Below are 25,483 nucleotides of genomic sequence, written 5' to 3' on the forward strand. Positions count from 1 at the left end.
TCGGATCCGAGACGTATCGTGAGGACATGCCCAACGCCCCGGCCGCCGCGCACGCCCTCGCCGTGCTGCAGCTGCTGGCCCGGCACGCCGAGCCGGTGCCGGCAGCCACCATCGCCCGCGAGCTCGACCTGCCCCGCTCGTCGACCTATCACCTGCTCGCCGTGCTGCGCGACGCCGGCTTCGTGAGCCACCTGGGCGAGCGCCGACGCTGGGGTCTCGGGGTCGCTGCGTTCGAGCTGGGTTCGGCCTACAGCCGGCAGGGCCCGCTGCAACGGGTCGCCCGGCCCGCGCTCGCCCGGCTCGTCGACGAGACGACGCACAACGCGCACCTGGTCGTGCTGCACGGCCGCGACGTGCTGTACGTCATCGAGGAGCGGGCGCCGCGCCGCCCGTCGCTCGTGACCGACGTCGGGGTCCGTCTGCCCGCCACGATCACCGCCTCAGGCCTGGCGATCCTCGCGGCGCTGCCGGCGGCGCAGGTGCGCGCGCTGTTCCCCTCGCGCGCCGACTTCGTGCAGCGCGACGGCCACGGCCCCACGTCACTGACCGCCCTCCGGTCAGAGCTGGCGCAGGTCCGCGGACGCGGCTATGCGCTCGAACAGGGCTCTGTCACCTCAGGATTCGCCTCGGTGGCGGCGGCGGTGCTCGACCACAACGGCCACCCGCTCGCAGGCCTGGCCGTCACCTACCCGCACACCGCCGAGTCGCCGCTCGGCGGTGACGAGCAGGCGCGACTGGTGACGGACGTACGGCGGGCGGCGGGTGAGCTGTCCCGTCGCCTCGGCCACCGCGGCTGAGCTCGCTCAGAGCGTCAGCAGCACCTTGCCGACGTGCTGGCTCTCGCCGAGCACGCGGTGCGCGTCGCCGGCCCGCTCGAGCGGCATGCGCTCCTGCACGATCGGACGGATCTGCCCGGACTCGACCAGGGGCCAGACGTTCTCGCGCACCGACGCGACGATGCTGGCCTTCTCGGCGCGCGGCCGCGCGCGGAGCGACGTGGCGATCACGGCGCCGCGCTTGCCGAGCAGCGTCCCGATGTTGAGCTCGCCCTTGACGCCGCCCTGCAGGCCGATGATCACCAGGCGCCCGTTGTCGGCGAGCGCCTGCACGTTGCGGTCGAGATACTTCGCGCCGACCACGTCGAGGATCACGTCGGCGCCGTGGCCCTCGGTGGCCTGCTGGAGCCGCTCGACGAAGTCGTCCTCGCGGTAGTTGATCAGGATGTCGGCGCCGAGCTCGCGGCAGGCCTCCAGCTTCGCGGCCGACCCGGCGGTCACGGCGACCCGCGCGCCCACGGCCTTGCCGAGCTGGATCGCCATCGTGCCGATGCCGCTGGAGCCGCCGTGCACGAGCAGCACCTCACCAGGCTGCAGGTTGGCGGTCATGAACACGTTGGACCACACCGTGCAGACCACCTCGGGCAGCGCGGCGGCGTCGACCAGGTCGATGCCCTGCGGCACGGGCAGCAGCTGACCGGCGGGCACGACGACCTGCTCGGCGTAACCGCCGCCGGCCAGCAGCGCGCACACCTGCTCGCCGACCTGCCAGCCGTCGACGCCGTCGCCGAGCGCGCTGATCGTGCCGCTCACCTCGAGGCCCGGCAGCTCCGACTCGCCCTTCGGCGGCGGATAGTGCCCCTGGCGCTGCATCAGGTCGGCGCGGTTGACGCCGGCGGCGGCCACCTCGACCAGCACCTCGCCCTCGCCGGGCTGCGGGGCCGGCACGTCGGCCGGCACCAGCGCGTCCTCGTCGCCGAACTCGGGAATCGTGATCGCACGCATGCCCCGAACTTACGACGCCGCCCCCGGCGGGCCCCGCACAGCCCTCGACAACCGCAAGAACGATCGAGGCGGACAGGCATGCCTGTCCGCCTCGATCTTTTTTGGGTGCCTCGACGGTCTCCCCAGAAACCCTTGACCCCCTGGCTACATACTCGGTATACCTCTACCTACATACTCGGTATGCACTCGGGGGTCACGATGTCGATCAAGCACTCACTGCTCGCGCTGCTGTGGAGCGAGCCGATGTACGGCGCGCAGCTGCGCAGCGAGTTCGAGCGCCGCACGGGCGGCACCTGGCCGCTGAACGTCGGGCAGGTCTACACCACGCTCGCGCGCCTCGAGCGCGACGGGTTCGTCGAGGGGGCGGGGGCCGCCGACGAGGACGGCCGGATCCCCTATCGCCTCACCGACGCAGGGCGCGCCGAGGTCGACCGGTGGTGGGCCGACCCCGTCGACCGCGAGCAGACGCCGCGCAACGAGCTGGCGATCAAGCTCGCCCTCGCCGTGACGATGCCGGGGGTCGACGTGCCGCGCGTGGTGCAGACCCAGCGCACCGCAACGATGCGCCACCTGCGCGACCTCACCCGACTCAAGGGCAGCGCCGACGACGACCTCGCCTGGGAGCTGGTCGTCGAGAGCCTGGTCTTCCAGGCCGAGGCCGAGATCCGCTGGCTCGACCACGTCGAGGCCAGCGTGCTGCGAACCGCGAGAACCGTTGGCGCGCAAGGACGTACGCCATCGGCGACTCAGCCCGCCGCGCGCGACCGGCAGGGGGCCCGGCGATGAGCGCGCCGGTGCTGGAGCTGCTCCACCTGTCGCGCCACCACGGCGCCGGCGCTGCGCAGGTGATGGCGCTCGACGACGTCAGCCTTGCCGTCGCGCCCGGCGAGCTCGTGGCCGTGATGGGGCCGAGCGGGTCGGGCAAGTCGACCCTGCTCAACCTCGCCGGCGGTCTCGACCGGCCGACGAGCGGCGAGGTCGTCGTGGCGGGGGCGCCGCTCAGCCGGCTGACCGCCCGACAGCTGGCCGAGATCCGCCGCCGCACAGTGGGATTCGTCTTCCAGGACCTCAACCTCATCCCCTCGCTCACGGCCGGTGAGAACGTCGCCCTGCCGCTCGAGCTGGACGGCCTGTCGGTGCGGGAGGCGCGACGCGAGGCGCGGGCGGCGATGCTCGCCGTCGGCATCCAGGACCTCGCCGACCGCTTCCCCGAGGAGATGTCGGGCGGCCAGCAGCAGCGCGCCGCGATCGCCCGCGCGCTGGTGGGTGATCGGCGCCTGGTGCTCGCCGACGAACCCACCGGGGCGCTCGACTCCACCACCGGCGAGGCGGTGCTGCGGGTGCTGCGCGAGCGCTGCGACGCCGGCGCCGCGGGGCTGCTCGTGACGCACGAGGCGCGGCACGCGGGCTGGGCCGACCGGGTCGTCTTCCTGCGCGACGGACGCGTGGTCGACTCCACCGGCGGCCCGTCCGAACCGGAGTCACTGCTGCGGACGGCCGGCTGAGATGGCCACCTCGGGGGAGACCATCTCGACCGGCCACCGCAGCAGCTTCGTCGGGTCGTGGCGGCTCATGCTGCGCCTCGCGCGGCGCGACCTCAGCCGCCACTGGGGGCGCGCGATCCTCACCGCCCTCATGGTCGCGCTGCCGGTCATGCTGGTCAGCGCCGGCGGCACCCTGCTCGCCACCCGCAGCGTCAGCAGCGCCGAGGCTATCCCGCGGGTGATGGGCACGACCCAGGCGCGGCTCGACGTCGGCACGCAGCGCGTGAACCAGAACTACGACGGCCGCGAGGTGCAGACCTTCTCCCCGACCACCGGCACGCAGCTGCCGCCCGTCCAGGTCCTGCCGGGCGGGTCGGCCGGGGAGGCACCCTCCGCCGCGGCGGTCCAGCGCGCCACCGGCGGCCAGCTGCTGCCGGTCTCCGACGGCGAGGCGCGAGCGGTCATCGGCCAGCGCCGAGTTCGCTTCTCACTGCTGGGGATCGACGGTCGCAACGATGCGTATGCCGGCATGGGCGAGTTGGTGTCCGGCCGCTGGCCGTCCGCGCCCGGCGAGGCTCTGGTCACCGAACGCGCCCGCGAGCGCGGGTTCCCCACCTCGGGCCGCCTGACCCTGGAAGAGGGGCAGCCGATGACCGTGGTGGGCGTCGCCGACACCGCCGCGCCCGTCGAGGTGGTGACGCTCCCGTCGTCGTCGGCGACGGCGTACCTCCTGAGGCGGGACACACCGGTGCGGTGGGAGGAGGTGCAGCGGCTCAACGCGCACGGCATCACCGTGCTGAGCCGCTCGCTGACGACCGACCCCGGCTCCGCCCCGCGCACGATCTATCCGCCGGGGACCACGAGCGGCGACCCGCAGCTCGTCGCACTCGTCACGGTCGGGGTCGCGCTGCTGACCGTCTTCTTCGCCGGCCCGGCGTTCACGACCTCCGGACTGCGGCACCGGCGCGCGCTCGGCCAGATCGCGAGCAACGGCGGCACGGCGGCGATGCCGCGGCGGTACGTCCTCGCCCAGGCAGTCCTGCTCGGCGTGCTGGCCGCCGTGGTCGGGGTGGCGCTGGGGGCCATCATCGGCCTCGGCGCCGCACCGCTCGCGCAGCGACTCAAGCCCGAGATCGCCTGGGGTCCGCCGGACCTGCGGTGGCGCTGGGGGCTCGCCCTCGCGGCGCTGGCCGCGGTCAGCGCGCTGGTCGCCGCACTGATCCCCGCGGTGATCGCCGGGACCACCAGCGTGCTGCAGACGTTGCGCGGTCAGGTGTCGGCGCGGCACGTGCGCGCGGGATGGCCGGTGCTCGGCGCCGTCGTCGTCGGGATCGGCGGGCTGCTGACGTTCTCGGGGCTGCGAGCCCCCGCCGGCGGCGAGATCCGGATCGCCCTCGGCGCGATCATGCTGTTCGCCGGGGCGATGGTCGCGCTGCCCTGGCTGCTGGCCCAGGTCGCCCGGTTCGCCCGGCACCTCCCGCTCGCCATGCGCATCGCGGCGCGCGACGTCGGACGCCAGCGCGGCCGGGCGCTGTCCGGCGTCGGAGCGATCATGGCGTCGGTCACGCTGCTCGTCGCGCTGTCGATCGGCGCCGCGAGCGACGACGAGGAGGCGCGCGCGGTCTACCTGCCGCAGGCCACCGCCGGCGAGGGCCGGATCGACCTGCAGCAGGGGCCCGCCGACCCGACGCAGGACCCCGACCTGCGGGTGATCGAGCGACAGCTGCAGGCCGTCGCGCCGCAGGTGCGGATCGACCGCTACAGCAACCTCAGCGCACCGTTGAACGACGACACCGTGCCGCTTGCCGGGACCCGACTCGTCGCGATCCCCTCCGCCTCGTGCCGCGACGTCTCCGAGACGTCCTGCTGGTACGCCGCCAACGCCCTCAGCCCTCCGATCCTCGCGCTGACACCCAGCCAGCTGGCGGCGCTCGACCTCCCCGCGGCGTCGCGCGCCGCCCTTCGCGACGGCGGGATCGTGTGCGCGCAGCCGCCCGAGACGTACGGCCTGACCTGCCCTGTTCGCGACGGGCGAGCGACGCTCGTCGAGGGCGTCTCCAACGGGCGGTCGGACGCGTCCCCGATGAGTCGACCGAGCAGGAGCGAGGTGCCCGGTGAGGTCGTGCCGGCGAGGCGACTGTCCGTGCTGGGGATGGAGACGAGCCCCTCGGTCATCGTGAGCACCGAGACGGCGCAGCGCCGGGGCTGGCCCACGCGCACCGCGTGGCTGCGCCTGCACCAGCCCGGCGGCACCGACGCCGCGACCGAGCAGCGGATCACCGAGGCCCTTCCCTCGAGCGTGTGGCTGTACGTCGAGCGCGGCTACACCAGCCCCTCTCGGGCGGTGATCTGGACCATGACAGCCGTGCTCGGGCTGATCGTGCTCGTCGCCACGCTGATCGGGACGGCGCTCACCCAGACCGAGTCGCGCACCGACCAGGCCACGCTGGCCGCGGTCGGGGCCGGTCGCGGCCTGCGCCGCCGGATCGCGGGGTGGCAGGCGGCGTCGATCGCGCTGGTCGGCGGGCTGACCGGGCTGGCGCTCGGCCTGATCCCCGGGATCGCGGTGGCCAAGCCGTTGACGTCGTCGAGCATGGGGCCCTCCGGCGAACCGGCCGGCCCGTTCCTGGTGATCCCCTGGCCGAGCATCGCCCTCGTCGTGCTCGGGGTGCCGCTGCTGGCCGCGCTCATGGCCGCCGCGGTGACGCGCACCCGCCCATCCCTCACCCGACGTACGGACTGAGCCGCCGGTCTCACCGAACGGACACCCTGCGTCTCACGTCGGAACGCCTCGTTATCGTTCACATCATGCGTGGTGATGTTTGGAGTGAGCGCTCGTGACGGCCCAGGCGACCCGGGTCCGTCAGTCGCGCACCGGCCGGTCGAACGGCCAGTGGGCTGTCGACGGCCGTGAGCCACTGAACCACAACGAGGAGTTCAAGGCCGAGGACAACGGCCTGAACGTGCGCGAGCGGATCGAGAAGGTCTATGCGCGTGAGGGGTTCGACGCGATCCCCGCCGACGACCTGCACGGCCGCTTCCGCTGGTGGGGGCTCTACACCCAGCGCAAGCCGGGCATCGACGGCGGCCGCACCGCCCAGCTCGAGCCGCACGAGCTCGAGGACCGCTTCTTCATGCTGCGGGTGCGCTCCGACGGCGAGCTGCTCTCCCCCGCCGCGCTCGCCGTGCTCGGCAGCATCTCCACCGACTTCGCCCGCGGCACCGCCGACATCACCGACCGGCAGAACATCCAGTACCACTGGATCTCCGTCGAGGACATGCCCGAGATCTGGCGCCGCCTCGAGACCGTCGGCCTGGAGACCACCGAGGCGTGCGGCGACACCCCGCGCGGCTTCCTCGGCTCCCCCGTCGCCGGCGTCGCGGCCGACGAGATCATCGACCCCACGCCGGTCATCGCCGAGATCAAGCGCCGATACCTCGGCGACCCCGAGCTCGCCAACCTCCCGCGCAAGTTCAAGTCGGCCATCACCGGCCACCCCAGCCTCGACGTCGCCCACGAGATCAACGACGTGTCGCTCGTCGGCGTCGTGCACCCCGAGCTCGGCCCAGGCTACGACCTGTGGGTCGGCGGCGCCCTGTCCACCACCCCCCGCCTCGCGGAGCGGCTCGGCACCTTCGTCACCGCCGAGCAGGCGCCCGACGTGTGGCACGGCGTGATCCGCATCTTCCGCGACTACGGCTACCGCCGGCTGCGCACCAAGGCACGGCTGAAGTTCCTGCTCGCCGAGTGGGGGACCGAGAAGTTCCGCGAGGTGCTCGAGAACGAGTACCTCGGATACCGCCTCGCCGACGGCCCCGCCCCCGCGCGCGCCACCTCGCCCGGTGATCACGTGGGCGTGCACGAGCAGAAGGACGGGCGGTCGTACGTCGGCGCAGCCCCGGTCGTGGGCCGTGTCAGCGGGTCGACGCTCACCGACGTCGGCACGCTGGTCGAGCGGGTAGGCGCCAGCGGGGTGCGCCTCACCGCCCACCAGAAGCTGGTCGTGCTCGACGTGCCGAGCGACCGGGTCGAGGAGCTGGTCGAGGGGCTGGAGGCGATCGGCCTGAGCACACGACCGAGCCCGTTCCGCCGGAACACGGTGGCCTGCACCGGGATCGAGTTCTGCAAGCTCGCGATCGTCGACACCAAGGACACCGCCGCGGCGACCATCGCCGAGCTCGAGCAGCGCCTGGCCGGCGTCGAGCTGGACACGCCGATCTCGTTGCACGTCAACGGATGCCCCAACTCGTGCGCGCGCATCCAGACCGCCGACATCGGCCTCAAGGGGCAGATCATCACGACCGACGACGGCGAGCAGGTGCCTGGCTTCCAGGTGCACCTCGGCGGCGGTCTCGCGTCCGACGACCGCGAGGAGGGCGGCCTCGGCCGCACCGTGCGTGGGCTCAAGGTCGCCGCGGCCGACCTGCCGGACTACGTCGAGCGAGTCGTACGCCGGTTCCTGGCCGAGCGCGACGGCACCGAGACCTTCGCGACCTGGGCCCACCGAGCCGACGAGGAGGCGCTGCAGTGACCGCGACGACGACCCGCCGACCGGTCGACGAGCTGAGAGCCCTTGCGGCACAAGGGGCTTCGGACCTCGCCGGCCGCGACGACGACGCGCCGGCCATCGCGGCCTGGGCGGCCGAGCACTTCCCGGGCCGGCTCGCCGTGGCCTGCTCGATGGCCGATGCCGTGCTCCCCTATCTCGTCGCTGAGCACGCCCCCGGGGTCGACGTGCTCTTCCTCGACACCGGCTACCACTTCTCCGACACGCTCGTGACCCGCGACCTGGTCGCCGAGCAGCTCGACATCAACGTCGTCGACGTGAAGCCGCGGCTGACCGTCGCCGAGCAGGACGCCGAGCACGGCGCCGACCTGTTCGCCCGCGACCCCGCCGCCTGCTGCCGCATGCGCAAGGTGGAGCCGCTACGCGACTCGCTCGGGGCGTACGACGCCTGGGTCACCGGCGTCCGCCGCGACGAGGGGCCCACCCGCGCCGACGCACCGGTCGTCTCCTTCGACGAGACGTTCGGCCTGGTCAAGATCAACCCGCTCGTGACCTGGAGCCTGGAGGACCTCTTGCGATTCTCGAACGAGCACCGGCTCCCGGTGAATCTGCTTGTCACCAATGGCTATCCGTCGATCGGGTGCGAGCCGTGCACCCGACCCGTCGAGGACGGCGCCGACGCGCGGGCCGGCCGCTGGTCGGGCTTCGCCAAGACCGAGTGCGGGCTGCACGCATGAGCGCGCTGGCGAGCACCGAGGTCGAGCCGCTGCTGCTCTCCCAGCTGGAGACGCTGGAGAGCGAGGCCATCCTGGTCATCCGCGAGATCGCGGCCGAGCTGGAGCGGCCGGTGCTGCTGTTCAGCGGCGGCAAGGACTCCGTCGTGATGCTCCACCTGGCGCGAAAAGCGTTCTGGCCCAGCCCGATCCCGTTCCCGGTGCTGCACGTCGACACCGGCCACAACTTCCCCGAGGTGCTGCAGTTCCGCGACGAGACCGTCGCGCGCATGGGGGTGCGGCTCGTCGTCGCCTCCGTGCAGGACTACCTCGACGACGGCCGCCTCGCCGAGCGGGCCGACGGGACCCGCAACCCGCTGCAGACCCAGCCGCTGCTCGACGCCATCGTCGACAACCGGTTCGACGGCGTCTTCGGCGGCGGCCGGCGCGACGAGGAGAAGGCGCGCGCCAAGGAGCGGGTGGTCTCGCTGCGCGACGAGTTCGGCCAGTGGGACCCCAAGAACCAGCGGCCCGAGCTGTGGTCGCTGTTCAACCCGCGGCACCGGCCAGGCGAGCACGTGCGCGTGTTCCCGCTGTCGAACTGGACCGAGCTGGACGTGTGGCGCTACATCGAGCGCGAGCAGATCGAGCTGCCGCCGCTGTACTACGCCCACGAGCGCGAGGTCTTCCAGCGCGACGGCATGTGGCTCGCGGTCGGCCCGTGGAGCACCCCGCGCGACGGCGAGCAGGTCGAGGTGCGCACCGTGCGATACCGCACCGTCGGAGACATGTCGTGCACCGGTGCGGTCGAGTCGCCCGCGCGCAGCGTGAGCGACGTGGTGGCCGAGGTCGCCGCCTCCACCCTCACCGAGCGCGGCGCCACGCGCGCCGACGACCGGATCTCCGAGGCCGCCATGGAGGACCGCAAGAAGGAGGGCTACTTCTGATGAGCACCCTCACGAACCCCCCGACCGGCTCGCAGGCCCCGACCCTGCTCCGGCTCGCCACCGCCGGCTCCGTCGACGACGGCAAGTCCACCCTGGTGGGCCGGCTGCTGCACGACACCAAGTCGGTGCTGGCCGACCAGTTCGCCGCCGTCGAGCGCATCTCGCGCGACCGCGGCCTGTCCTCCGCCGACCTCGCGCTGCTCACCGACGGCCTGCGCGCCGAGCGCGAGCAGGGCATCACCATCGACGTGGCCTACCGCTACTTCGCCACGCCCCGGCGCTCGTTCGTGCTCGCCGACTGCCCCGGCCACGTGCAGTACACCCGCAACACCGTCACCGGCTCCAGCACCGCCGACGTCGTCGTGCTGCTGGTCGACGCCCGGCACGGCGTGGTCGAGCAGACCCGGCGCCACCTGGCGGTCGTCGCGCTGCTGCGCGTCCCGCACGTGGTCATCGCGGTGAACAAGATCGACCTGGTCGACTTCTCCGCCGACGTCTTCGCCGACGTCGACGCGCAGGTGCAGCAGGTGGCCCGCGAGCTCGGCATCCCCGACGCCGTCACCGTGCCGGTCAGCGCCCTCGACGGCGACAACGTCGTCGAGCGGTCCACCCGCACCCCGTGGTACGCCGGCCCCGCCCTGCTCGAGCTGCTCGAGGACCTGCCCACGGCCGAGGAACCCGACGCCGAGCCGTTCCGGATGCCGGTGCAGCTCGTGCTGCGCCCGCAGGCCGCCGCGCCCGTCCCCGCCCTGCGCGACTACCGCGGCTACGCCGGTCAGATCGGGTCGGGCGTCGTCGCCGTCGGCGACGAGGTCGTCGTCCTGCCCTCCGGGCGCCGCACCCGCGTGTCCGGGATCGACCTCGGACCCGACGAGCTGACCCGGGCATACGCGCCGCAGTCGGTGGCCGTCCGACTCGCCGACGACGTCGACGTCTCCCGCGGTGACGTGATCGTCGCCGCCTCGAGCGTCCCCGAGCTCACCCGCGAGTCCGACGCGCTCCTCGCGTGGCTCGACGAGCGTCCGCTGCAGCCGGGCGCGCGCGTGCTGGTCAAGCACGGCGCCCGCACCGTGAAGGCCATCGTCGACCGCGTCGACAGCCGCCTCGACCTCGAGGCGCTGGCGCTGCAGCCCGCAGAGTCGTTGGGGCTCAACGACATCGGGCGGGTGTCGCTCCGGCTGGCCGGCCCGCTCCCGCTGGAGCCCTACGTCGACTCGCGCCGGCACGGTTCGTTCCTCGTGATCGACCCGAGCAGCGGCGGCACCCTCGCCGCCGGCATGGTCGGCGTGCCCGGCATCTGGGCGAGCGACGTGCTGCCCGACGCCGACGCGGCCGAGGACTGGCTGGCGTCATGACCCTGCCCCTCGTGCTCGACCTGCGTGACCGCCGCGTGCTGCTGGTGGGCGGCGGACCCGTGTCGGCACGACGGGCCGCGACCTTCGTCGACGAGGGCGCGCGGGTGCGCGTCGTCGCGCCGTGGCTGTGCGAGGAGCTCGTCGAGCTGTGGCGCGCCGAGCGGGTCGAGTGGGTCGAGCGCGACTACGCCGGACCGACCGACCTCGACGGCGCCTGGCTCGCGCACACCGCGACCGGAGACCCGCAGACCGACCGCGCCGTCGCCGACGACGCGCACGCCGCGCGCGTCTGGTGCATCGACGCCACCTCGGCCGAGCGCACCGCGGCCGCCGTGCCCGCCCGGGCGCAGGTCGACTCGCCCGACGGCACGATCACGGTCGCGACCCACGTGGGGGGCGACCCGCGTACGGCCAGGGCGGCGACCCAGCAGGTCGCCCAGCTCGTCGACGAGGCGATCGGCGACGGCCGGATCGCGTTGCAGCGCAACCGGACTCGCGAGACCGGCTGGGTCGCGCTGATCGGCGGCGGACCCGGCTCCGACGGGCTGCTCACCCGGCGCGCGCACGAGCTGCTCGCCGCCGCCGACGTCGTCGTGATCGACCGGCTCGCGCCGACCGGCGTCGTGTCGCGGCTGCCCGAGGGCGTGCGCGTGATCGACGTCGGCAAGACCGCCGGCCACCACCCCGTCCCGCAGGACCGGATCAACCAGATCCTGGTCGAGGAGGCCCAGCGCGGCCTCGGCGTGGTCCGGCTCAAGGGCGGCGACCCCTACGTCCTCGGCCGCGGCGGCGAGGAGCGGCAGTTCTGCGAGGAGCACGGGCTTCCGGTCGAGGTCGTCCCCGGGGTGACCTCGGCGATCGCCGTGCCCGCGGCGGCCGGCATCCCGGTCACGCACCGCGGGGTGGCCCGCGGCTTCACCGTCGTGACCGGCCACGAAGACGTCCCGGCGCTGCCCACCGGCGGCGACCACACGCTCGTGCTCCTGATGGGCGTGGCCGGGCTGCGCCGCACGGCCGATCTGCTGATCGCGCACGGCCGCGACCCGGAGTGTCCCGTCGCCATCGTGGAGCGCGGGTTCCTGCCGGACCAGCGCACCACCGTCGGCACGCTCCGCACGATCGCCGACCGCGCCAGCGAGGTGGGGGTCGAAGCCCCCGCCGTGATCGTCGTCGGCGACGTCGTGCGCCTCACCACGCAGCACTGACCCGCACCCACCCTCTCTGCTGCATCGCACCGCACTGCTGAATCGCACCAGACCCCAAGGACTTTCATCATGAACAAGCTCATCGTGCTTGCGCTCGTCGGCTTCGGCGCGCAGCTCGTGGACGGCGCCCTCGGCATGGGCTACGGCGTCACCTCCACGTCGCTGCTGCTCGTGGCCGGCCTGTCGCCCGCCGCCGCCAGCGCGTCGGTCCACTTCTCCGAGCTCGGCACCACGCTGGTGTCGGGCGCCTCCCACTGGAAGCTCGGCAACGTCGACTGGAACCTCGTCTGGCGCCTCGGCGTGCCGGGCGCGGTCGGCGCGTTCGTCGGCGCCACCGTGCTGTCGCGGCTGTCGACCGAGGCCGCCGCGCCGATCATGGCCGGGCTGCTGCTCGCCCTCGGCGTCTACATCCTCACCCGCTTCGCCGTACGCCCGCCCAAGGCGGTCGTGCACGCCGCCCGGTCCCCGCACGGGTCGAAGTTCCTCGCCCCGCTCGGCGTCGTCGGCGGCTTCGTCGACGCGACCGGTGGCGGCGGCTGGGGGCCGGTCTCGACGACCGCGCTGCTGTCGGCGGGCCGCACCAAGCCGCGCCAGGTCATCGGCTCGGTCGACACCTCCGAGTTCCTCGTCACCCTGTCGGCCAGCATCGCGTTCCTCATCGGCCTCGGCAGCGCCGGCATCGACTGGGCGTTCGTCGGGGTGCTGCTGCTCGGCGGCCTGTTCGCCGCGCCGGTCGCGGCCTGGCTGGTGAGCCGGCTCCCCGCGGCGGTGCTCGGCACGGCCGTCGGCGGCCTGATCATCATCACCAACCTGCGCACCCTGGCCAAGGAGTACGACATCCTCGGCGACCACCGCGGCCTGCTCTACCTGGTCGTGGTCGCGCTGTGGCTCGGGTTCGTCGGGCTCGCGGTCGCCCGCTACCGGCGTACGGCGGGCGCGGAGGCGACCACCGACGAGCGGGACCCGGACGCGCTCACCCGCGCCTGACGTACGGGCCCCTGCGCCTCCCCTGCACACGCGGGGGTGGCGCGGGGCCGGGTCGGGTGAGCCAAGATGGGCGCATGACCGACCAGCCTGAGCAGGACAAGGACGAGGCCCCCGAGTCGCAGCGCGTGGTGGTCGTGACGCCCGAGGGCATGGGTGTCGCGCAGCCGGGCGACGGTGACGAGGAGGGCTCGCAGAACCCGGCCGACCAGGTCGAGCAGCCCGCCAAGGTCATGCGCATCGGCTCGATGATCAAGCAGCTGCTCGAGGAGGTGCGGGGCGCGCCGCTCGACGACGCCGGCCGCAAGCGCCTCGCCGAGATCCACCAGCGCTCGATCGGCGAGCTGAAGGAGGGGCTCTCCGACGACCTGGTCGAGGAGCTCGAGCGGCTCGCGCTGCCGTTCACCGAGGGCACCCCGAGCGACGCCGAGCTGCGCATCGCCCAGGCGCAGCTGGTGGGGTGGCTCGAGGGGCTGTTCCACGGCATCCAGACCGCGTTCGTCGCGCAGCAGATGGCCGCGCAGGCGCAGCTGCAGGCGATGCAGCGCGGGCTGCCGATGGGCCGCGGCGGCCAGGGCGGCCCCGCCGGCCAGCCCGGGATGCCGGGGATGCCCACCGGCCGCCCCGCCGACGACACCTCCGGCCCCACCGGCCAGTACCTGTAGGCCCCGCCCGCGGAGGCGTGCCCGCGGAGGGTCCCCGGGGGAGGGGCGGCCCGCTTACGGCAGGTGAGGCCCCCTTAATAGCTATGCCTCACCTCGATTGTCTGGGCCGCCCCTCCGTCCCGGGAGGTGCGCCGGAGGGGGCAGCTTCGGCTACAGCTGGGCCTTGATGTCGTCGACGTAGGTGGAGACCTCGGCGTAGACGCCGGGATAGCCCGGATCGGCGCAGCCGCGGCCCCACGAGACGACGCCGATGAGCCGGCCGCCGGCGACCAGCGGGCCACCGCTGTCGCCCTGGCAGGAGTCCTTGCCACCCTCGGGGTAGCCCGCGCAGATCTCGCCGCCGGGGTTGTAGCTGTTGCCGTAGACGCTGCTGCAGGTCGCGTCGCCGCGCACCGGGACGTCGACCTTCTGGAAGGTGTTGGCGGGGCCGGTGCCCTCGGTGTTGCCCCAGCCGTAGACCGTCGCGGTGACGTTGCTCTCGCCGACGCCGGGGTCCTCGTTGAGCGGCAGCGTCGGCACCCCGTCGAACGGCGTGGCAAGCGTCATCACCGCGACGTCACCGCCGCCGCGCCCGTAGCTCGGGTCGGACCAGATGCTCGCGATCTTCGACTCCCGGCCGACGCTGGTGTCGGTCAGCCTGTCGCGACCCTGGATCGCGGTCCACTCGCCGGTGCTCGTGCCCTCGACGCAGTGCGCGGCGGTCACGACCTTGGTGGGCGTGACGAGGGTGCCGCCGCAGTACTCCCCCGTCGGGTCGGGCGAGTTCACGTTGGACAGCTGGATGGCCCAGGGCGTGTCGGCGGTCTGGGCGAGGTCGCCGCCCACGATGTCGCCGGTGCCGCCGCCCGGGTCCTCGACGGCGTGGGCGCTGCTGACCGGGAGCGCGATGGCGGCGGCGCAGCTCAGGCCCAGGAGCCCGGCGCGAAAACGGTTGATCTGCATGGGTGTTCCCCGATTCCGTTCGAAGGTTGGACGCGCTCGACGTTAGGAGCGAGCGGTTCTGAACGGGACCAACGGAACGTCAGGACTGGGCAAAGAGAGGGGTGCGGGATGGTCTCGATACGCCCGCTCGTTCCTCGCGGGCTACTCGACCGGCTTGGCGGCTCGACCGGCTCGGGGGCCGGGCCTCACTCGTACAGGACGTACTCCGGCTGCGGGGAGAGGGCCAGCACCTGCTCGGCGGTCATGAGCGGTCCGGACCGCGCGTCCTCCTCGAAGAAGAGCTTGAACCCCTTGCGGACGTACGACGGCGTCTGGGCGACGATCATGTCGTACGCCTTCTTCTTGTCCGCGGGGCTGCCGATGCCGTCGATGCTCTTGACCAGCGCGATGCCCGGGTGCTGCTTGAGGTCGGTCTCCTGCGAGACGATCGACAGGTGCAGCTGGTGGTAGAGCATGACCTTCTCGGGGAGGTCGTGCTTGGTCACGAGACCGGAGAGGTAGCGGGCGACCTCGTCGAGCGCCGCGCCCGTCGTGCTGCCGAACACGCGCCCGGGAACCTGCCCCTCCTTGACCGACCACTCCGGGTCGAGCGCGACCCCCACGTCGGGCTGGGTCAGGTAGCTCTCCCAGTACCGCACCTCGTCGATGAACTCGGCGCGGCCGGGCTGGATGTTGAGCAGCAGGATGCCCTTCGCGCGGCGCGCGGCCGCGAGGTAGGTGTCGACGACCGACCGCTCGACGCGGGAGCGGTACATCCCGTCGGCGCCGGGCTTCGGGTGGACGAGCGTCGCGATCAGCTCGACGACGGGCAGGATCTTGCGCCCGGCGGCGAAATCCGTTGACTGGCGCAGCATCTCGTCGACACGCGCGTTGAGGTCGTTGCCGACCCCGAGCCGTCCGAGCGCCGGCGACGCGGGCGAGCCGCAGTATCCGAACAGCCGGTGCGCGGGGAAGATCGTGCGCCCGCCGGTCGGCAGCGTCGGGCGCGGCTTCGGCGTGGCGGTCGAGCTCGACGCGCTCGGTGCACCGCTGCCGCGCGACGTGGACGCGCCGTTGCTCCCGCTCTCCGTCGTGCAGCCCGCCAGACCGGCAGCGGCGATCGAACCCATCAGCATCGTGCGTCGCGAAGGCGACTTCCCCCAAGAAGACATTGACTCCAGGCTACGTGGCCTGCTCGCCCTCCTCACCGGGGGAGATCCCTCACCCGGGCCCGCCCACCCCTGCGGGCGAGAGTTGCTCGGGCGAGCTGCGCGCGGACCGGGCCGATGGCGTACGACGTCGGCCGGTCAGTCGAGGACGACCCGGCCCGCCTGGGGCACGGTGTGCGCGGCGCGCACCGCCTCGAGGATCCGCTGCGTCGGCTGGTCGGGCTCGGGCACCTCGTCGGGGCGGAACCAGGCGGCGCCGGTGGCCTCGCTCGCGACGACCACCTGCGGCTCGCGGTCGGCCTGCACCCGGTAGATCACGTCGACGTGGCGGTACTCGGTGTCGACGACCGTCGCGAACACGTCGCCCGGCTCGATGCGCAGGCCGGTCTCCTCGCGCAGCTCGCGCACGACCGCCTCGTGCGGCTGCTCGCCGCGGTCGACGAGGCCGCCCGGGAGGGTCCAGCCGCCGCGGTGCAGCTGGCGCAGGGTGAGGATGCGGCCGTCGTGCTCGACCAGCGCCACCGCGCCGATGCTGAACGTCGGCGCCGCGAGGTGGACGATCCCCCAGCTCAGCCGGGCCGGCAGCACGCGGAAGACGGTCATGCCCAGCCGGCGCACGGCACCCGGGCGGCCGGCGCTCACGACGCACCCCCGTCGGGCCGTAGCAGCTCGGGCAGCGTGCGGTGGTGCGCGCGCACCGCGAGCGAGGCGTTCTTGACGACGGCCACGAGCGGCACCGCGACGAACGCCCCGAAGACGCCCGCGAGGATCGTGCCGGCCGTGACGCTCACCAGGATCGCGAGCGGGTGGATGTCGACCGCCTTGCCCAGGATGATCGGGTTCAGCAGGTTGCCGAACAGCTGCACGATGAGGATCAGCGCGACGGTGACCAGGATCGCGGTGGCGACGCCCTCGCTGACCAGCGCGATGAGCGCCACGACCGCGCCCGCGACGAGCACGCCGATGAGCGGCACCAGCGACCCGAGGAACAGCAGGATCGCGAGCGGGACGACCATCGGGAGCCCGGCGATCATCATGACCGGCACCATCGCGAGCGCGTTGATCGCGGCGAGCAGCACGAGCGACTGCATGTAGCGGGTGAGGGTGCGCCACGCGGCGACCCCGCCCTCGGTCGCGTGCAGCCGGGTGTGCGGCGGGAAGATGCCGACTAACCAGCGCCAGATCTTGCCGTCGTCGAGCAGCAGGAACAGCACGGCGAACAGGGTGAAGACCGCGCCCGAGATCACGCCGAGCGCGCTGGTCGCGGTCTGCAGGAAGCCCGAGGTGATCGACGACCGGTTCTGCGAGAGCGTGTCGCCGAGCTCGGTGGTGTAGCGGCCGGCCTCGACCTCGCTGAGGCCGAACGGGCCGTCGACCAACCAGTCGCGGATCGTCCCGGCCGCCAGCTGCAGCTGGTCGCGCATGTCGCCCGCGGAGTGCGCCACCTGGGTGCCGACGAACCACATGAGCGCGGCGATGCCGCCGGTGCCGAGCAGGAAGACCAGCACCGCCGCGAGCCCGCGGGGGATGCCGCGGCGCACCAGCCAGCCGACGGGCGGCTGCAGCAGCGCGGCGATCATCACCGCGACCGACACGGTGATCGTGACCAGGCTGACGCTGTTGAGCAGCCGGACGAGGACGTACAGCCCCGCGACGATCGCGACGAAGCAGACCGACCACCAGGCGGCGACCCGCACGCCGAAGGCGACCTCGAGCCGCGGGTCGCGCGGGTCTCGCCGCAGGTCCTCCCGCGGCGCGCCGGGCGAGCCCGGCGGGGTTTCGGTCATGGCCCGAGCCTGCCAGGTGACCCGTCGCGGGCGGGAGGCGGCGCCACGATGTGGCTCACCCGGCGGCGACCATCGCGCGGCCCGCCGCGCGGCCGCTGAACAGGCAGCCGCCGAGGAAGGTGCCCTCGAGCGCGTTGTAGCCGTGCACCCCGCCGCCGCCGAACCCGGCGACCTCGCCGGCGGCGTACAGACCCGGCACGGGCGACCCGTCGGCCGCGAGCGCCCGGCTCGACAGGTCGGTCTGCACGCCGCCGAGCGTCTTGCGGGTCAGCACGTGCAGCTTGATGCCGATGAGCGGGCCGGCCGCGGGGTCGAGCACCCGGTGCGGGGTGGCGACGCGGCTGAGCCGGTCGCCGCGGTAGCGCCGCGCGTTGTGGATGCCCATGACCTGCGCGTCCTTGGTGAAGGGGTTGGCGATCTCGCGGTCGCGCGCCTCGATCTGCTGCTGCACGACGTCGAGGTCGAGCAGCGGGGTGTCGGTGAGGGCGTTCATCCGCGCGACCAGCTCGGGCAGCGCGTCGGCGACGACGAAGTCCGGGCCGCGCTGCTTGAACGCCTCGACCGGCCCCGGCGCGCCCTTGCCGACGCGGGTGCGCAGCAGCAGCTTCAGGTCGCGGTTCGTGATGTCGGGGTTCTGCTCCGAGCCGGACAGCGCGAACTCCTTCTCGATCATCTTCTGCGTCACGACGAACCACGAGTGGTCGTGCTCGGCGAGGCCGGGAGCGGTGCGCAGGTGGCGCAGCGTGCCGAGCGTGTCGTAGCCCGGCAGGCACGGCGCGGGCAGCAGCCGCCCCAGCGCGTCGAACCACAGCGGCGAGGGCCCCGGCAGGATGCGGATCGCGTGCTGCGGCCAGACCGGGTCCCAGTTGCGGATCCCCTCGGTGTAGTGCCACATGCGGTCGCGGTTGACCAGCCGCGCGCCGGCCTGCTCGGTGATCGCGAGCATCCGCCCGTCGACGTACGCCGGCACACCCGTGATCATCCGCGCCGGCGGCGTGCCGAGCCGGTCGGGCCAGAGCTGGCGCACCAGGTCGTGGTTCGCGCCGATGCCGCCGCTGCTGACCAGCACCGCCGGGGCGCTGAGCTCGAACTCGCCGACGGCGTCGTCGTTGCTCGGCGCGCCGCGCGGGGCGTCGTCGGGCGCGAGCACGGTGCCGCGCACGCCGGTGACGGCCCCGTCGGTCGTGACCAGCTCGTCGACGCGGTGCCGGTGGAAGAAGGTGACCCGGCCGTCGCGCGCCGCCTCGAGCGCCCCCTCGACGAACGGCTTCACCACGCCGGTGCCGGTGCCCCAGGCGATGTGGAAGCGCGGCACGCTGTTGCCGTGCCCGGTCGCCCGACCGTCGCCACGCTCGGCCCAGCCGACCATCGGGGTGAAGCGAATCCCCTTGCCGCGCAACCAGTCTCGCTTCTCTCCCGCGGCGAACTCGACGTACGCCCTCGCCCAGCGACGCCCCCACGTGTCCTCGTCGTCGAGCCGGTCCCAGCCCGCGGAGCCCTGCCAGTCCTGCCAGGCGAGCTCGAAGGAGTCCTTGATGCCGAGCCGCCGCTGCTCCGGCGTGTCGACGACGAACAGGCCGCCGAACGACCACCACGCCTGCCCGCCGAGGTTGGCCGCCGACTCCTGCTCGACCACCGCCACCCGCTTGCCGGCGGCGACCAGCTCTCCGACGGCCACCAGCCCGGCGAGCCCTGCCCCGACGACGATCGCGTCCGCATCCATACCTCGCGAACCTACTCGGACGTATGCTGCCGCGCCCGCGTCTCCTGCGCAGCCTGCCCCGTTCGTGCATGAAACCGGGTTTCGCGTCTTTGACCCTGATGCATCGGGGTCACATCCACGCAACCCGGTTTCATGCGGTTGTGGGGGGCGCCGCGCGGGCGGGGTGCGGGCCCGGCGCACTAGCGTGAGGCCGACCGCGTCCGGACCAGGGAAGGGGGATGCGTGGCCGAGCCGCCCGCCGACGCCCTCGCCGACGAGGCCGCCGCGCTGTACGCCCTCCTCCCCGCCGAGTTCGTCAAGGCGCGCGACGCGCGGGCCAAGCAGCTGCGCGCCGACGACAAGGACCTCGCGGCGCAGGTGAAGGCGCTGCGCCGGCCCACCGTGGCGGCCTGGCTGGTCAACCTGCTGGCGCACGAGGCCGGCGCGCTCGACCCGTTGCTCGAGCTGGGAGCGGCGCTGCGCGAGGCGCAGTCGCGTCTCGACACCGCGACGATGAAGCAGCTGTCGGCGCAGCGCCCCGGCATCGTCGGCGACCTCGCCGACCGGGCCGCCGGGCTCGCGGCCGACCGCGACCCCTCGTTCGGCGACACGGCGACGACGCGCGAGCAGGTGATCGCGACCCTCACCGCGGCCCTCGCCGACCCGATGGCCGAGCAGGCCGTGGCGAGCGGACGGCTGGTGTCTCCGCTGTCGTACGCCGGGTTCGGGGAGGTCGAGATCGGCGACGCGATCGCCACTCCCCTTCGCGCCGTGCCCGACCCCGCAGACCGCACGGTCGCGAAGCCGAGATCCGTTGCCCCCCAAGCCCGTACGCCCTCCAAGCCGCCACGACGCACGGCACCGCCGGCCGAGCCCGGCAGCGCCGCCCAGCCCGGCAGCACCACCCAGCCCGGCAGCGCCACCGACCCCGACGTCACCGACACCGACGACGCGCCCGAGCCCGAGCCCACCGGCCCCTCCCCCGCCGAGATCGCCGCCGCGGAGCAGAAGGTCGCCGAGGCCGAGCGCCGGCTCGAGGTGGCCGAGGCGTCGCTGGCGCAGGCCCGGGCACGCCGCGCGGAGGCCCGCCGCGCGCTGGAGGCGGCGACGGCCGCGCTGGAGGACCTGCAGGACGCGTGACCCCCGCGGCGGTGATCCGACGCACCGGGTCCGCCCCCGAACCCGCACGGTTCGGCAAACTGGCCCGCGATGCGCACTCGACCCCTGCCGTTCCGTGGCACCACGCTCCGTGGCGCCGCCACTCTCCGTGGCGCCCCGCTCCGTGGCGCCGCCGTGCTGGCCACCGCGGCGGTCACCGTCGGCTCCCTCGCGGGCTGCGGGGGCGAGCCGTTCCGCCCCGAGCGCGACCTCGGCGTCGCCTCGCCGACCATCGCGTCGCCGCCGCCCACGCAGAGCGCGCGACCCACGTCGGGCCCGAGCGCGACCCCGACCACCGGCTCGCCGACCGTCACGACGAGCACCGGGCCGAGCCTGCCCTCGCTGCCGACCGCGCAGGAGCGTCCGGGCGCGAGCACGAGCACCGCCAGCCCAGCCAACCCCACCCCCGGCAGCACGGCCACGGCCCCCGCACCAGCCCCCGGTCCCACGAGCACCAGCCCGCGCCCGGGCACCGCCGCGCCCACGGCCACCCCCGCGCCCACCTCGACGCCACGACCGACGGCGACGCGCACCACCCGGCCCACCGGCGAGCCGAGCCGGCCGAGCAGCCCCACCCGCACCCAGCGTCCGCCGTCGCCCACCAGCACGACCGCCCGGCCGACCACCCCGCCGCCGACCACGTCGTCGCCGACGAGCAGCACGCCGCCGGCCGCACCGGCGTACCTCGACGAGCTGGGCGGACCCGGCTCGGGCCCGGTGACGATGGGCGGGACCACCTACGGCCACTCGATCAGCGCCAGCGCCTGCACGATCTTCTCCAAGCAGCCGACGTACGCCTGGAGCCTCGACGGCCGCTACTCCCGCCTGACCGGCGTGGTCGGGCAGGACGACGGGTCAGAGTCGCGCGAGGCGGTGCTGCGCCTGGTGGTGCGCGGCGACGGACGCACGCTCGCGTCGCGGACCGTGCGCTACGGCCAGACCTCGAGCCTCGGCGTGAGCGTGGCGGGCGTGCAGCGGCTCACGGTGAGCTTCACCGAGGTCGAGTGCGCGCCGGGCGAGGGCGCCGCCCTGGTGCTCGGCTCAGGGAAGGTCGGCTGAGCGCCGACCGGCGACACCTGGAGCGGCGACCGGCGACACCTGGAGCGGCGACCGAGACGTCACCCCGCGACAGACGTCAGTTGGCGACGCCGAGCCGCTCCTGGCAGTAGTTGCGCAGGCCGCGCGCCGCGGAGTTGAAGTCACCGGTACGCACGCTCCGGCGGTTGTCGCGGGCCTGCTTCATCTTGTCCAGCTCGGACGCGGTCCCGCGCGCGCGGGAGGCGAAGCCGTTGTCGTTGGTGTCGTCGGCGAGGTCGCGCAGGTCGTCGGCGGTCGAGCCCATCGTGCGCGCGGCCGAGTCGAGCTCGCCGGAGTCGCCCGACTTCACCGCCGAGTTCCACTGCCGCGTCACGGCGCTGAGCTTGCCGGTGGCCGAGATGCAGTCGCCCGCGAGCGACACGTTGAAGCTGCTGCTCGGGCTGGTGGAGCGCGAGCTGGTGCGCGAGGAGCTGGACGAGGTCGACGTGCTCGACGGGCGGGTCGAGGTCGACGACGGCCGCTCGCTGGTGGAGGTCGTGGTCGAGGTGGACGAGCTCGTGCTGCTCGACGTGGACGTACTGCTCGTCGTGGTGCTCGACGTGCTGCTGCTCGACGTGGTCGTCGTCGGCGTCGCCGAGGTCGACGTCGGAGCGGCCGACGTGGAGGTCGGCAGCGAGGTGTTGGTGGTCACCTCGGGCTCGTCGGAGCAGCCGGCGAGGACCAGCGGGATGGAGAGGGCTGCGGCGATCGCGACCGAGCCGCGCGAGGTGACCTTCATGGTTCCTTCCAGGATCTGCTGACGGTCCCGGACAGGCCCGGACCGCCCTCCACGATGCCCCGGCGCGACACGCCGTGACAAATCCGTGACCTGGTCACCGATGGCGTACGCCCTCGGCCGGGTCGGCCGGTCAGCCCGCCCGGCGCGCCCGCTCGGCCTCGTCCGGCAGCAGGCCCTGCGCCCCGAGCCAGCCCACGATCTGGTCGCGCACCCACTCGGGGTCCTCGAACATCGGGCAGTGCCCGAGGTCCTGCCCCTCGGCATAGGTCCACGACGGGTGCCGCTGCACCGCGGCCCGGGCGGCCTTGACGCTGACCAGCTTGTCCTTGTCGCCGTGCAGCAGCAGCACCGGCTGGGTGAGCCCGCCGAGCAGCCGCTGATAGCTCGGCGCGCGCAGCCCGGTGAGCACCACCGACCGCGCCGCCGCGAGGAAGCTCGGGGTGGCGGTGCCGGTGTCGTCGGTCATCCGGTCGCGCGCCAGCTCGACGTGCCGGTCGATGAGCCAGCGCGGCACCTTGCTGAGGTGGGCGACCACCAGGGCGAACGTCTGCTTGGTCAGCTCCTCGGGCGTGAGCCGCTTGGCGCGGCCGTCGATGAGCCGGCGCCCGATCGGCGGCACGAGGTAGAGCCCGAACACCGCGAGCACCATCGGGTGCGGCCGCTGCCGAGGGTGCTGCGGCAGCACCGGGTCGACCAGCACGACCGCGCGCACGCTGTCGGGCTCGGCCGCGGCCTCCATCGCGGTGAGCAGCCCGCCCATCGAGTTGCCGACGAGCACGACCTGGCGCAGGTCGAGCGCGCGCAGGAACCCCGACAGCAGCCGCTGGTTGTGCGCGACCGACGCCTTCTTCGGGTCGACCTTGGTCAGGCCGAAGCCGCCGAGGTCGAGGGCCAGGACCCGGCCGTACGTCGCGAGCAGCGGCGCGAGCGAGTCCCAGTTGGTCAGCGCTCCCCCGAGGCCGTGCACGAGCACGAACGTCGGGCCGCCCTGCGGGCCGGTGTGCTCGGTGTACCGCACGCGGGTGCCGGCGACGTCGACCCACTGGTCGGGGACGGCGGGCGGCGCGGCCTCGTCGCGGTCGCGCGCCTCACTCACCGGGGAACCCTGCGGCCTGGCTGCCGAGGACGGGGTTGTACTCCCGGATGCGGCGCTCGGCGATCAGCCCCTCGCGCTGGAACGGGTCGCCGTCCATCATCGCGGTGACCGAGTCCTCGTCCTCGCCGCTGACGATGATCAGGGCGCCCGCGGGGAAGTCCAGGTACGGCCCGGACAGCAGCACCGACTCCTGCCCGCCGAGGTAGGCGCGGTGCTCGTCGCGGTGCTTGTCGCGCCCCTGGTCGTCGTCGGTGTAGGTGTACTCCACGGTGAAGATCGCCATTGCTGGATCGTAGGCCGGGCACCGACGACGGACCGGCACAACGTGCGCCTGACCCCTCTGTGCGGGGCGATGGAGCGGGTTGTGCCGGTCCGTCCTCAGGCCTCAGGCGGTGGCGCAGGCCTGGGCCGGGGAGTCCGCGGTCGCCGGCTTGTCGGCCGCCGACTCCGCGGGCGCGGCGCCCCGAGCGCGCACGGCGACCAGCAGCAGCGCCAGCCCCAGCGCGGCGAACCCGCTGCCGACCCACAGCGGCGACACCCAGCCGAGGCCGGCCGAGATGGTCAGCCCCGACACCCAGACGCCGAGGAAGTTGCCGACGTTGAACGCGGCGATGTTGGCCGAGGAGGCCATGGTCGGCGCGTGGGCGGCGTGCTGCAGCACCCGCATCTGCAGGCCGGGCACCGTGCCGAAACCGAGGAAGCCCATCGCGGCGAGCAGCGCGGCCGCGGCCAGCCGGTTGTCGCTGAGCAGCGCGAACGCCACGAGCACGACGACCAGCCCGGCGGTGAACGTCACGAGCGTGCGGGTCAGGGCGCGGTCGGCGAGACGACCGCCGAGCAGGTTGCCGGCGAACAGGCCGAGGCCGAACAGCACCAGCAACCACGGCACCGCCGACTCCCCGAACCCGGTGACGCGGGTGAGCAGCGGCTCGATGTACATGAACGCCCCGAACATCCCGCCGAACACCAGCACGGTCATGCCGAGGGAGAACCAGACCTGGCCGTTGCGGAAGGCGGCGAGCTCGGTGCGCAGCTGCGGCCGCGGCTCGTCCGAGGCGACCGCCGGCACGAGCGCGGCGATGCCGGCGAACGCGACGACGCCGACCACGGTGATCACCGCGAACGTGGCGCGCCAGCCCCAGGCCTGCCCGACGGCGGTGCCGAGCGGCACGCCCGCGACGTTGGCCAGGGTCAGGCCGCCGAACATGATCGAGATGGCGCCGGCCTTCTTCTCCGGCGCGACCAGCGACGCCGCGAGCACCGACCCGATGCCGAAGAACGCGCCGTGCGCGAGAGCCGCGAGCACGCGACCACCCAGCAGCAGGCCGTACGTCGGCGCCAGGGCGCTGACCGCGTTGCCGGCGGTGAACAGCACCATGAGCACGAGCAGCGCCCGCTTCGGCTCCCAGCGGTTGACGACCGGGGTGAGGGCGAGGGCGCCGACGACGACCGCCAGCGCGTAGCCCGAGACGAGGTATCCGGCGGCGGGGACGGTGACGCCGAGGTCGCCGGCGACGCGGGAGAGCAGCCCCGCGATGACGAACTCGGTGAGACCGATGCCGAAGCCGCCGAGAGCGAGGGCGACGAGGCCGACAGGCATGAGGACGAACCTTCCGTGGAGAGTGTCTTCGCCGTTATAGCGCGTGTGCAACTACCGGCGTGAGCAGCAAGTTAGTTGCACGCGCGGGTTATTGCAAGTCGCCTGTATGCTGGGCTCATGGGAATCGCCGACGACGCCGTGGAGGTGCGCTCCTCGGGCTGGCGCACGCTCGCGGCGCTGCACGGGCGCATCGAGGCCTCTCTCGAGCGCGAGCTGGTGCGCGAGCACGGGCTGTCGGTCGTGGAGTTCACCGTGCTCGACGCGCTGTCCCGTCAGGACGGCTGGCACATGCGCATCTCCCAGCTGGCCCGCGCGGCGGCCCTGTCGCCGAGCGCCACGACGCGCCTGGTCAACCGCCTCGAGGACCGCGGCCTGCTCACCCGGGTGCTGTGCGCCGACGACCGCCGCGGCATCTACACCGAGCTGACCGCTGCCGGGAAGAAGGCCTACCGGGCCGCCCGCCCCACCCACGACCGGGTGCTCGGCGAGGCCCTCGACGAGGCCGCCGACGTCCCCGAGCTCGCCGAGCTGGTCGGCTTCCTGCACCAGCGCGCCCCGGTCTGACCGTCGTACACCCCACCACACCCCACCC

25 protein-coding genes are annotated in these 25,483 nt (G+C 73.7%); 15 read left to right on the forward strand and 10 right to left on the reverse strand.

Annotation, left to right across the window (positions count from 1 at the left end; genetic code table 11):
* Positions 1–26 precede the first annotated feature (26 nt).
* Complete coding sequence (locus FB554_RS13630) at positions 27–797, forward strand: IclR family transcriptional regulator (RefSeq protein WP_142006930.1); 771 nt, start codon at positions 27–29, stop codon at positions 795–797.
* A gap of 6 nt (positions 798–803) precedes the next feature.
* Here FB554_RS13630 and FB554_RS13635 read toward each other — a convergent pair whose 3' ends face one another.
* The gene (locus FB554_RS13635) at positions 804–1,781 is read right to left on the reverse strand and encodes an NAD(P)H-quinone oxidoreductase (protein WP_142006932.1); all 978 of its coding nucleotides are present in this window, start codon (positions 1,779–1,781) and stop codon (positions 804–806) included.
* A gap of 198 nt (positions 1,782–1,979) precedes the next feature.
* On the opposite strand from FB554_RS13635, the gene FB554_RS13640 reads away from it, so the two are divergent.
* The 10 genes from FB554_RS13640 to FB554_RS13685 all read left to right on the forward strand — a co-directional run bounded on the left by FB554_RS13640 (position 1,980) and on the right by FB554_RS13685 (position 13,642).
* The gene (locus FB554_RS13640; protein ID WP_142006934.1) at positions 1,980–2,567 is read left to right on the forward strand and encodes a PadR family transcriptional regulator; all 588 of its coding nucleotides are present in this window, start codon (positions 1,980–1,982) and stop codon (positions 2,565–2,567) included.
* Positions 2,564–3,286 carry an ABC transporter ATP-binding protein gene (locus tag FB554_RS13645; protein WP_142006936.1) on the forward strand — a complete coding sequence of 241 codons (723 nt, stop codon included), beginning with the start codon at positions 2,564–2,566 and terminating at the stop codon, positions 3,284–3,286. Before FB554_RS13640 ends, FB554_RS13645 begins: the two co-directional genes overlap by 4 nt.
* A gap of 1 nt (position 3,287) precedes the next feature.
* Positions 3,288–6,008: an ABC transporter permease gene (locus tag FB554_RS13650; RefSeq protein ID WP_142006938.1), complete on the forward strand. Its 2,721-nt coding sequence runs from the start codon at positions 3,288–3,290 to the stop codon at positions 6,006–6,008.
* 94 nt (positions 6,009–6,102) lie between these two features.
* Positions 6,103–7,797 (forward strand): nitrite/sulfite reductase, encoded by a 1,695-nt coding sequence (locus tag FB554_RS13655; RefSeq protein ID WP_142006940.1) that lies wholly within the window; start codon positions 6,103–6,105, stop codon positions 7,795–7,797.
* Entirely contained in the window at positions 7,794–8,510 is a 717-nt protein-coding gene (locus FB554_RS13660) for a phosphoadenylyl-sulfate reductase (protein WP_142006944.1), read from the forward strand. Before FB554_RS13655 ends, FB554_RS13660 begins: the two co-directional genes overlap by 4 nt.
* Positions 8,507–9,433 carry a sulfate adenylyltransferase subunit CysD gene (gene cysD, locus FB554_RS13665; protein WP_142006946.1) on the forward strand — a complete coding sequence of 309 codons (927 nt, stop codon included), beginning with the start codon at positions 8,507–8,509 and terminating at the stop codon, positions 9,431–9,433. Before FB554_RS13660 ends, cysD begins: the two co-directional genes overlap by 4 nt.
* The gene (locus FB554_RS13670) at positions 9,433–10,788 is read left to right on the forward strand and encodes a sulfate adenylyltransferase subunit 1 (protein WP_142006948.1); all 1,356 of its coding nucleotides are present in this window, start codon (positions 9,433–9,435) and stop codon (positions 10,786–10,788) included. The genes cysD and FB554_RS13670 overlap by 1 nt, the downstream gene beginning before the upstream one ends.
* A complete protein-coding gene (cobA, locus tag FB554_RS13675; protein ID WP_142006950.1) occupies positions 10,785–11,993 on the forward strand; it encodes a uroporphyrinogen-III C-methyltransferase in 1,209 nt (402 codons plus the stop codon). Before FB554_RS13670 ends, cobA begins: the two co-directional genes overlap by 4 nt.
* Before the next feature lie 69 nt (positions 11,994–12,062).
* Positions 12,063–12,980 carry a sulfite exporter TauE/SafE family protein gene (locus FB554_RS13680; RefSeq protein WP_142006951.1) on the forward strand — a complete coding sequence of 306 codons (918 nt, stop codon included), beginning with the start codon at positions 12,063–12,065 and terminating at the stop codon, positions 12,978–12,980.
* Between the two features lie 74 nt (positions 12,981–13,054).
* A complete protein-coding gene (locus tag FB554_RS13685; protein ID WP_142006952.1) occupies positions 13,055–13,642 on the forward strand; it encodes a bacterial proteasome activator family protein in 588 nt (195 codons plus the stop codon).
* A 150-nt stretch (positions 13,643–13,792) separates the two neighbouring features.
* Here FB554_RS13685 and FB554_RS13690 read toward each other — a convergent pair whose 3' ends face one another.
* The 5 genes from FB554_RS13690 to FB554_RS13710 all read right to left on the reverse strand — a co-directional run bounded on the left by FB554_RS13690 (position 13,793) and on the right by FB554_RS13710 (position 19,242).
* Complete coding sequence (locus tag FB554_RS13690) at positions 13,793–14,584, reverse strand: S1 family peptidase (RefSeq protein ID WP_142006953.1); 792 nt, start codon at positions 14,582–14,584, stop codon at positions 13,793–13,795.
* Positions 14,585–14,769: 185 nt separating this feature from the next.
* Positions 14,770–15,693 carry a hypothetical protein gene (locus tag FB554_RS13695; protein ID WP_211344609.1) on the reverse strand — a complete coding sequence of 308 codons (924 nt, stop codon included), beginning with the start codon at positions 15,691–15,693 and terminating at the stop codon, positions 14,770–14,772.
* A 177-nt stretch (positions 15,694–15,870) separates the two neighbouring features.
* The gene (locus FB554_RS13700; protein ID WP_142006954.1) at positions 15,871–16,374 is read right to left on the reverse strand and encodes an NUDIX hydrolase; all 504 of its coding nucleotides are present in this window, start codon (positions 16,372–16,374) and stop codon (positions 15,871–15,873) included.
* Complete coding sequence (locus FB554_RS13705; RefSeq protein WP_142006955.1) at positions 16,371–17,519, reverse strand: AI-2E family transporter; 1,149 nt, start codon at positions 17,517–17,519, stop codon at positions 16,371–16,373. Before FB554_RS13705 ends, FB554_RS13700 begins: the two co-directional genes overlap by 4 nt.
* 55 nt (positions 17,520–17,574) lie before the next feature.
* A complete protein-coding gene (locus tag FB554_RS13710) occupies positions 17,575–19,242 on the reverse strand; it encodes an FAD-binding dehydrogenase (RefSeq protein WP_142006956.1) in 1,668 nt (555 codons plus the stop codon).
* 222 nt (positions 19,243–19,464) lie between these two features.
* Between FB554_RS13710 and FB554_RS13715 the strand changes: the two genes are divergently transcribed.
* Together FB554_RS13715 and FB554_RS13720 are read left to right on the forward strand one after the other, a co-directional pair.
* The gene (locus FB554_RS13715; RefSeq protein WP_142006957.1) at positions 19,465–20,361 is read left to right on the forward strand and encodes a hypothetical protein; all 897 of its coding nucleotides are present in this window, start codon (positions 19,465–19,467) and stop codon (positions 20,359–20,361) included.
* Positions 20,362–20,430: 69 nt separating this feature from the next.
* Positions 20,431–21,438 (forward strand): NPCBM/NEW2 domain-containing protein, encoded by a 1,008-nt coding sequence (locus FB554_RS13720; RefSeq protein ID WP_142006958.1) that lies wholly within the window; start codon positions 20,431–20,433, stop codon positions 21,436–21,438.
* Between the two features lie 76 nt (positions 21,439–21,514).
* Here the strand turns inward: FB554_RS13720 and FB554_RS13725 are convergent, their stop codons facing one another.
* On the reverse strand, positions 21,515–21,790 hold the full coding sequence (locus tag FB554_RS13725; RefSeq protein ID WP_142006959.1) for a hypothetical protein: 276 nt from the start codon (positions 21,788–21,790) through the stop codon (positions 21,515–21,517).
* A gap of 16 nt (positions 21,791–21,806) precedes the next feature.
* On the opposite strand from FB554_RS13725, the gene FB554_RS13730 reads away from it, so the two are divergent.
* Positions 21,807–22,217, forward strand: coding sequence for a hypothetical protein (locus tag FB554_RS13730; RefSeq protein ID WP_142006960.1), 411 nt, complete (start codon positions 21,807–21,809; stop codon positions 22,215–22,217).
* Between the two features lie 108 nt (positions 22,218–22,325).
* On the opposite strand, the gene FB554_RS13735 is transcribed toward FB554_RS13730, so the two are convergent.
* The 3 genes from FB554_RS13735 to FB554_RS13745 all read right to left on the reverse strand — a co-directional run bounded on the left by FB554_RS13735 (position 22,326) and on the right by FB554_RS13745 (position 24,891).
* Entirely contained in the window at positions 22,326–23,291 is a 966-nt protein-coding gene (locus tag FB554_RS13735; RefSeq protein WP_142006961.1) for an alpha/beta fold hydrolase, read from the reverse strand.
* Positions 23,284–23,574 carry a YciI family protein gene (locus FB554_RS13740; RefSeq protein WP_142006962.1) on the reverse strand — a complete coding sequence of 97 codons (291 nt, stop codon included), beginning with the start codon at positions 23,572–23,574 and terminating at the stop codon, positions 23,284–23,286. Before FB554_RS13740 ends, FB554_RS13735 begins: the two co-directional genes overlap by 8 nt.
* 102 nt (positions 23,575–23,676) lie before the next feature.
* On the reverse strand, positions 23,677–24,891 hold the full coding sequence (locus FB554_RS13745) for an MFS transporter (RefSeq protein ID WP_142006963.1): 1,215 nt from the start codon (positions 24,889–24,891) through the stop codon (positions 23,677–23,679).
* 117 nt (positions 24,892–25,008) lie between these two features.
* Between FB554_RS13745 and FB554_RS13750 the strand changes: the two genes are divergently transcribed.
* Positions 25,009–25,455, forward strand: coding sequence for a MarR family winged helix-turn-helix transcriptional regulator (locus FB554_RS13750; protein ID WP_142006964.1), 447 nt, complete (start codon positions 25,009–25,011; stop codon positions 25,453–25,455).
* The last annotated feature ends 28 nt before the right edge of the window (positions 25,456–25,483 follow it).

The organism is Barrientosiimonas humi (genome assembly GCF_006716095.1).
In the GTDB taxonomy this organism is placed as follows: Bacteria; Actinomycetota; Actinomycetes; order Actinomycetales; family Dermatophilaceae; genus Barrientosiimonas; species Barrientosiimonas humi.